The sequence below is a fragment of the Burkholderia sp. LK4 genome (assembly GCF_001043615.1).
Lineage (GTDB): Bacteria > Pseudomonadota > Gammaproteobacteria > Burkholderiales > Burkholderiaceae > Burkholderia > Burkholderia cepacia.
In genome coordinates this window covers 1-7,621 of the sequence record NZ_LDUL01000138.1, presented here as the reverse complement: position 1 = coordinate 7,621, position 7,621 = coordinate 1, and the positions used below count along the sequence as shown (strand labels likewise).

Here is a 7,621-nt window from a genome sequence, read left to right as displayed (position 1 = left end):
CCCGACGTGCCAGAAGTACCCGAGGTGCCGGAAGTACCCGAGGTGCCGGAGGTGCCCGAGGTGCCGGAAGTGCCCGAGGTGCCGGAAGTGCCCGAGGTGCCGGAGGTGCCCGAGGTGCCGGAAGTACCCGACGTACCGGAGGTGCCCGAGGTGCCGGAAGTACCCGAGGTGCCGGAAGTACCCGAGGTGCCGGAAGTGCCCGAGGTACCGGAAGTGCCCGAGGTACCGGAAGTACCCGACGTGCCGGAAGTACCCGACGTGCCGGAGGTGCCCGAGGTGCCCGAGGTGCCGGAGGTGCCCGAGGTGCCGGAAGTACCCGACGTACCGGAAGTGCCTGACGTACCGGAGGTGCCCGACGTACCGGAAGTACCCGACGTACCGGAGGTACCCGACGTACCGGAAGTACCCGACGTACCGGAGGTACCCGACGTGCCGGAGGTGCCCGACGTGCCGGAGGTACCCGACGTACCGGAGGTGCCCGACGTGCCGGAGGTACCCGACGTACCGGAAGTACCCGACGTACCGGAAGTGCCCGACGTACCGGAGGTGCCCGACGTACCGGAAGTACCCGACGTACCGGAAGTACCCGACGTACCGGAGGTACCCGACGTACCGGAAGTGCCTGAGGTACCGGAAGTCCCAGAAGTCCCCGAACTACCCGAAGTCCCGCCTCCCGAAGTCCCCGACGTCCCACCGCCCGACGTACCCGAAGTCCCCGAGCTGCCGCCCGTCCCAGACGTGCTCGGCTTGATTGTCGGCGGGGTCGTCGGTCCATCGACCGAGCCGCAACCATATAGTGCGAGCAGCGACGAGACGGCCATCGTTACCGTCGTCTTCTTGAAGAGTGTGTGCATGTTGGCCTCGACATTGGAAGTGTGTCCAAGCCTTCTCTGCAAATTCCGCGCCACGACAGAATTCGCGAAACGGTGTCGCGCTTTATTGCAGGTATCGGGAATATCGGCGCGATTTAAACGGAGTAACGGCGCTTTCGCGCGACGGGCATGCTCGGTGCGCGGGCGCGGCGGTTGCGATGTTCCCGTAAGCCGCCGTAACGCGCGGCGTGATGTTACGTAGCGTTCGATATCGCGTTGTGCGGATGGCTTCGAACCGAGGGCCGCATCTTTGACGAAACGCGCCGGCCCGATGAACATGGCGCGAAATCCCCGGCTGCCGACGATGCCGAAGCGGCCACGACTCCATACAGGACCCGGACATGAGCGAACAGGACAGGGAAAACGGCAAGGCGCGACGAATCGACGTGATGGGCGAGGCGTTCGTCGAGCGCGCGATGCGCGACCTCGACGGTTTTTCGCGCCCGCTGCAGGACTGGCTGAACGAGCACGCGTGGGGCAGCACGTGGCAGCGGGGCGGGATCGACCTGAAGACGCGCAGCCTGTGCACGTGCGCGATGCTGGCGGCGCTCGGCCGCAGCACGGAACTGAAGGGGCACATTCGCGGCGCGCTCAACAACGGCGCGAGCCTCGTCGAGATCCGCGAGGTGTTGCTGCACAGCGCGCTGTACGCGGGCGCGCCGGCCGCGGTCGAGGCATTCCGCAGCGCGCGGGAGGTGATCGCGGATCTCGGGCTGCCGGTGCCCGACGACGCAGCCTGATTCCGCCGCCGCTTCGGCTGCACGGCAGGCGCGGAATCAGGCCCGGTTTCGCCGGTTTCCGGCTCAGTGCGCGACGCGCGCTGCCTGCGGCGCCGCCTCGGCCGGCGCGGCGGCGACTTCGAGCAGCCAGTCGGCGGTGGCCTCCGGAATCGTGACCGGCAGCATGTGCCCGCCCTCGACGACCTTCAGCCGCACGCGCGCCGATTTCTTCGCGAGCGCGTCGCCGTGCTCGCGCCAGTTCAGGATCGGATCGGCGCGGCCGTACAGCACGTCGACCGGCAGCGCGAGTTCCGCATAGCGGCGTTCCATCGCGGGCAGGTCGACGGGCGCCGACAGCAGGTCGGTCGCCGTCGCGTAGAACACGTGCGGGCGCATCCCGAGCAGGCCGCCGCCCTTGACCGGGAAGTCGCGCGGCACGTCTTCCGGCGCGAACACCTGGCGCACGGCCTTGCGGCCGGTCAGGATCGTCAGCGGGATCGCGAAGGTCCACGATACGAAGCGGCGCACGAGCGGCGAGGGCAGCATCAGCGGCTTGAACGGCGCCGGCGGCTCGGTCTGCTGGTGCGACAGCGGCGCGATCAGCGCGAGCCGGCTCACGCGGTCCGCATGGTTGAGGCCGACGGCAAGCGCGATCGCACCGCCGAGCGAGTGGCCGACCAGCACGGGCTTGTCGAGCCGCAGCGCGTCGATGAACGCGGCGACCGTGCGGGCCTGCGCGAACACGTTTGCCTGCGAAGCCGGGCCGCGCAGCGAGCGGCCGGCGCCCGGGCGGTCGATGAGGATCACGCGATGCTGCTGCGCGAGCCGCGCGAGCGGCAGGTACGCGAAATTGCGCAGTTGCCCGGCGAGCCCGTGGACGAACACGATCGGCGGGCCGCTACCGTATTCGACGTAGTGGATGCGGTCGCCGCCGACGTCGACGAAGCGGCCTTCGGGCGGAAACGCGCGCGTCACGCGACGGGCCACGTAACCGGTAAACAGCGCGAGCGCGGCGAGCGCCGCGACGACGCCGAGCAGCACGTTCTGGATCAGATGGAGCGTAGGGGTCATGTCGGCCTCAACGGGGTTCGAGTGCGGGTTCGGCAACCGGCGCCGCGGCGGCCGTGCCGGCTTTCGCGCGGCGTTCGAAATGCATCGCCGAATCGGCGAGCGCGCTGAACTTCAGCGACGCGAGATCGCGCACGTAGTTCTGATGGAATTTCCACGGCTTGCGATGGCCCTGCTTCGGCAGGATGCCGGCCGCGCGCTGGATGTAGCCCGAGCTCAGGTTGACGGCCGGCACGTCGCCGAGCTCGCCGGCGCCGAGCCGTGGCACGCACGTGTCGTAGTCGTTCGCGCGCATGTGATTGAGCAGCCGGCACACGTAGCGCGCGATCAGCTCGGCCTTCAGCGTCCACGACGCGTTCGTGTAGCCGAATGACGACGCGAGGTTCGGCACGTCGCTGTACATCATTCCCTTGTACGACACGGTCTCCGGCAGGTCGACCGCGCGGCCGTCGACCGTGACGCGCGCGCCGCCGAGCATCTTCACCTTCAGCCCGGTCGCGGTGACGATCACGTCCGCGTCGAGCTGCTGGCCGCTCTTCAGCTTGAGGCCGGTCGGCGTGAAGCGCTCGATCTCGTCGGTGACGATCGACGCGCGGCCCGCGCGGATCGACTTGAACAGGTCGCCGTTCGGCACGAGGCACACGCGCTGGTCCCACGGCATGTAGCGCGGCGTCAGGTGCTTCGCGACGTCGAAGTCGGGGCCGAGCTGCTTGCTGGCCGCGCGGATGATGAACTTCTTCGTCTGGTCGGGCTTGCGGCGCGACACGTTGTACAGGTAAATCGTCAGCAGTACGTTCTTCACGCGCACGAGCCGGTGCGCGAGCCGGGACGGCAGCACGCGGCGCAACGCGTTCGCGATCCTGTCGCGCGCGGGCAGCGACACGATGTAGGTCGGCGAGCGTTGCAGCATCGTCACGTGTTGCGCGTCGGCCGCCATCGACGGCACGAGCGTGACGGCCGTCGCGCCGCTGCCGATCACGACGACGCGCCGGTTCGCATACGACAGGTCCTTCGGCCAGTGCTGCGGATGCACGAGCTTGCCTTCGAACGTGTCCATCCCGGCCCAGTCGGGCAGGTAGCCGGCGTCGTAGTCGTAGTAGCCGCTGCACATGAACAGGAAGCGGCAGGTGTAGACGAGCGTGTCGGTCGTGCCGCCCTGCGTGCGCTCGATGCGTACCGTCCAGCGCGCGCGGTTCGAATCCCAGTCAGCCGCGATGACTTTCTGGCCGTAGCGGATCGTCTTGTCGATGCCGTAGGTGCGCGCGGTGTCGCGGATGTAGTCGAGGATCGTCTGGCCGTCGGAGATCGCCTTGTCGCTGTGCCACGGGCGGAAGCTGTAGCCGAGCGTGAACATGTCGGAATCCGAACGGACGCCCGGATAGCGGAACAGGTCCCAGGTGCCGCCGATCGCGTCGCGCGCCTCGACGATGGCCACGCTTGCATACGGGCAGCGCTGCTTCAGGTGATACGCCGCGCCGATGCCGGACAGCCCGGCACCGACGATCAGCACGTCGAGGTCGCGGCTGTCGCCGGGGGCGGGCGGCGCGTCGCGCCGGTCGGTCGTCGTCGAGGTCATGCGGGGTCCTTGGTGGGCGTGGTCGGGAGCGCGGCCGGGACTTCCTTCGGACGGAGGTTGCGGGCCCGGGCGCGGCGCACGTGGCGCAGCATCAGCCACTGGTAACCGGCGCCGAGCAGGCGCGCGATCCTGTCGAGCCGGCGTGCGTCGGCGCCGACGAGCACGCGGCGCGCATTGCGCTCGACACCCGCGAGGATCTGCCGCGCGGCCTCGTCGGCCGTCGTCGCGTTGATCAGCCGGTTCGCCTGGCGGCGATGGGTCGCTTCGTCCTGGCCCGTGAGTGCGTGGATGCTGGTATCGACGCGGCCCGCGTCGACGATGTTCGTCGCGACGCCGCCCGGATGCACGCAGGTCGCGCTGACCGGCGCGCCGTCGAGTTCGAGCTCCATCCGCAGTGCCTCGGTAAAGCCGCGCACCGCGAACTTGGTCGCGTTGTAAGCGCTTTGCGTCGGCATCGCGACGAGCCCGAACAGGCTCGACGTATTGACGACGTGTCCGTCGCCCGACGCGCGCAGGTGCGGCAGGAATGCCTGCGTGCCGTGCACGACGCCCCAGAAGTTGATGCCGACGATCCATTCGAGATCGGCGATGTCCGCGGTCTCGGCGCTGGCGGCCAGCGACACGCCTGCGTTGTTGAAGATCAGGTTGACCTTGCCATGCCCGGCGCGCACGAAATCGGCCCACGCGAATACCGCATCGCGGTCGGCGACATCGAGCCGCCGCGTGCTCACGCGCACGCCATGCTGCGCGCAGGCGGCCGCCGTGCCGGCGAGCCCGGTTTCGTTGACGTCGGCGAGCGCGACCTCGCAGCCCCGCCGCGCAAGCTCGACCGCGAGGCTGCGGCCCATGCCCGAACCGGCGCCCGTGATCGCGGCGACCTTGCCGGAAAACCCGTTCATCCGTTGCTCCTCCCGTTCCGCTTGCCCTGTACCGGCGGCGCGTCTAATGTGGTGTTGGTCGTCACCACTTTAGTTTTCGGGTGTCCTGATGTCAAATAGCGGAATGGAGAAAGCACTCGAAACGGAAAAACGGGGCCGCTCGTATGGCGGCGTGGCGCCCGAGGTGCGGGCCGCCGAGCGGCGCGACGCGCTGATCCGCGCGGCGACGCGCGTGTTCGGCACGGTCGGGTTCCGCAAGGCGACGGTACGGTCGATCTGCCAGGAAGCGAAGCTGAACGATCGCTATTTTTATGCGGCGTTCGACAGCACCGAGGATTTGCTGCGCTGCACCTACCTGCATCACGCGCAGCAGTTGCACGAGGCAGTCGCGCGGGCAGTGGCCGAGCGCGGCGGCGATCTGCGCGAGAGCATCGATGCCGGGCTCGCCGCGTTCTTCGCGTTCCTGCGTGACCCGTGCGCGGCGCGCGTGCTGCTGCTCGAAGTGATGGGCGTGAGCGCGGATACCGACATGACCTACCAGCGCATGCTGATCGACTTCGGCAAGCTGATCATGGCGATCGGCGCGCCGCGCGAAGCGGCGACGCCCGCGGAGCGCACCGAGCAGCGGCTGATCGGGCTCGCGCTCGTCGGCGCGATGACGAACGTCGGCGCGGCGTGGCTGCTCACGGAATATCGCGATCCGGAAGCGCAGATGGTCGCGAGTTGCAGGAAGGTGCTGTTGGGGACGTTGCGGGAGATAAGCTGACCGGATGGTGTCGCGTTGTTCCCGGCATGTCCGCCGGCAAATTGCAGGTTCAAAGTCTAAATAAAGAAGCGACTACACGGCGCACGGCGCGTCGGATTTTTTCTTTTTTGATTTGATTCGGTTTGCGTGTGACGATGAATGGGTTAAAACAATCCGGATCAAATTAAAAAGGCGGCGCAATGCAAAAAGGCAGTTCGCATTGCGCCGTTCATGGCGCGAAACCCTCGCGCCCAGGCACCTCGATCAGGAACCCGTGTATCCGCCCCGGTTCGGCCTTCACCGTCCCGGCGATACTCGGTCGTCGTGCCGCGCTGCCGACCCGCCGGCACGTCGCCGACACGTTGCCGCCTGCCTGGCTGAACGCGCCCGTGTGCCGGCCCTGGCCGTAGCAGCAGTGCCCGGTGATCCGGTTGCCGTTGGCCGCGTCGACACGAATCGACGGTGTGGTTCCCGATGAAATTGCGGCAGCTTACATTTCAAACTCCTTGATTGATTTAATGAGTCGGAGAATTGAAGTGCTTCGGCAAACGCAGGTCAGCGAATTGCCATGAAAAAGTTTAGAAGGTAATCCGAAAATAAAATATCGAAATTTTTGGATTCAATAATCCCGTTTATTCACGGTTGCGGGGCGGTTCGAAAGCGAACTGGAAGCGAGGGGGAATCGCCGCCTGCCGGCATTACGCGGGCCGGATCCGGTCGGGCGCGCCGGGCGGCCGTATGCGGCACGCAAGCGCTTGCGTGCCGTGCCGATGAGCCGGCTCACGCGCGCCGATTGAAAACGAAGGTCTGTCGCTCGCGTTCGTCCGTGATCCAGTCGCCGAACAGCTGGATCTTCTGCTGCTGCTCGGCGCCGCCCGGATACACGAAGTAATAGCCCATCCCGGTCGGCATCGACACGTCGAACGGCGTCACGAGCCGGTGCGCCGCCACGCTTTCGTCGACGAGCGTCCGGTCGCCGATCGCGATGCCGTAGCCGTCGATCGCCGCGTGGGTGGCGAGGTCGAGCGTCTCGAAGCTCAATCCGCGCGTCGAGTCGACGTGCGGTGCGCCCGCATGATCGAGCCACCGTTTCCAGTCGCGGTGATCGCGGGTCGGATGCAGCAGCGTATGGTTGGCCAGGTCGTCGACGCTTGCGAGCGGATGGCGGTTCAGCAGGTCCGGCGAGCATACCGGCGTGAGCCGCTCTTCGAACAGCGGGATCGCATGCATGTCGGGGCCGGCGCCGGGGGCGTAGATCACCGCGGCGTCGAACGGCTCCATGCGGAAATCGACGTGATGGCCCCAGGTCGTCGTGATCTGTACCTGGAGTTCCGGGTGCTCGGACTGAAACCGCATGATCCGCGGCAACATCCACTGCATCATGCAGGTCGGCACCTTCAGCGCGAGCTCGGTGCGCCGGCGCGACAGGCGCATCGATACCTCTTCGATGCGCGCAAAGCTCTCGCGCACCGTCGGTAACAGCAGCTCGCCTTCCGCCGTCAGCGTCAGTCCCTTTGGCGTGCGCTTGAATAGCGGGAACTGGTAGAACGCCTCCAGCGCGAGGACCTGCCGGCTCACCGCACCCTGCGTCAGGCACAGCTGCTCGGCGGCGCGCGTGAAGCTGCCGTGGCGGGCGACGATGTCGAAGATCTGCAGCGCGTTGAGGGAAGGCAGTCGTTTCATCGGAAAGGCCGGCATGGAGCGGGCGATCGGAAGGGGCGGATGCGTCGCGGCAGCGGTCAGTGCAGGATCTTCGCGAGGAA

At 67.3% G+C, this 7,621-nt stretch carries 7 protein-coding genes; 3 read left to right on the top strand and 4 right to left on the bottom strand.

The window, feature by feature from the left end; all coding sequences use genetic code 11:
• A partial coding sequence (locus tag VK92_RS43590) for a highly repetitive protein (RefSeq protein WP_442854675.1) occupies nt 1–1,074 on the top strand: 1,074 nt, incomplete at its 5' end.
• Between the two features lie 139 nt (nt 1,075–1,213).
• The gene (locus VK92_RS38375) at nt 1,214–1,612 is read left to right on the top strand and encodes a carboxymuconolactone decarboxylase family protein (RefSeq protein ID WP_048020245.1); all 399 of its coding nucleotides are present in this window, start codon (nt 1,214–1,216) and stop codon (nt 1,610–1,612) included.
• A gap of 63 nt (nt 1,613–1,675) precedes the next feature.
• On the opposite strand, the gene VK92_RS38370 is transcribed toward VK92_RS38375, so the two are convergent.
• Genes VK92_RS38370 through VK92_RS38360 form a run of 3 tightly spaced genes read right to left on the bottom strand, consistent with a single transcriptional unit; the run spans nt 1,676 to nt 5,134 of the window.
• Nucleotides 1,676–2,662, bottom strand: a complete 987-nt coding sequence (locus VK92_RS38370) for an alpha/beta fold hydrolase (protein ID WP_048020243.1) — start codon at nt 2,660–2,662, stop codon at nt 1,676–1,678.
• A gap of 7 nt (nt 2,663–2,669) precedes the next feature.
• The gene (locus tag VK92_RS38365; protein WP_048020241.1) at nt 2,670–4,235 is read right to left on the bottom strand and encodes a flavin-containing monooxygenase; all 1,566 of its coding nucleotides are present in this window, start codon (nt 4,233–4,235) and stop codon (nt 2,670–2,672) included.
• Nucleotides 4,232–5,134, bottom strand: a complete 903-nt coding sequence (locus VK92_RS38360; protein WP_021163138.1) for an SDR family NAD(P)-dependent oxidoreductase — start codon at nt 5,132–5,134, stop codon at nt 4,232–4,234. Before VK92_RS38360 ends, VK92_RS38365 begins: the two co-directional genes overlap by 4 nt.
• A gap of 103 nt (nt 5,135–5,237) precedes the next feature.
• Between VK92_RS38360 and VK92_RS38355 the strand changes: the two genes are divergently transcribed.
• The gene (locus VK92_RS38355) at nt 5,238–5,879 is read left to right on the top strand and encodes a TetR/AcrR family transcriptional regulator (protein ID WP_224051506.1); all 642 of its coding nucleotides are present in this window, start codon (nt 5,238–5,240) and stop codon (nt 5,877–5,879) included.
• Between the two features lie 759 nt (nt 5,880–6,638).
• Here the strand turns inward: VK92_RS38355 and VK92_RS38350 are convergent.
• Nucleotides 6,639–7,541, bottom strand: a complete 903-nt coding sequence (locus VK92_RS38350; protein WP_048020237.1) for a LysR substrate-binding domain-containing protein — start codon at nt 7,539–7,541, stop codon at nt 6,639–6,641.
• Nucleotides 7,542–7,621 lie beyond the last annotated feature (80 nt).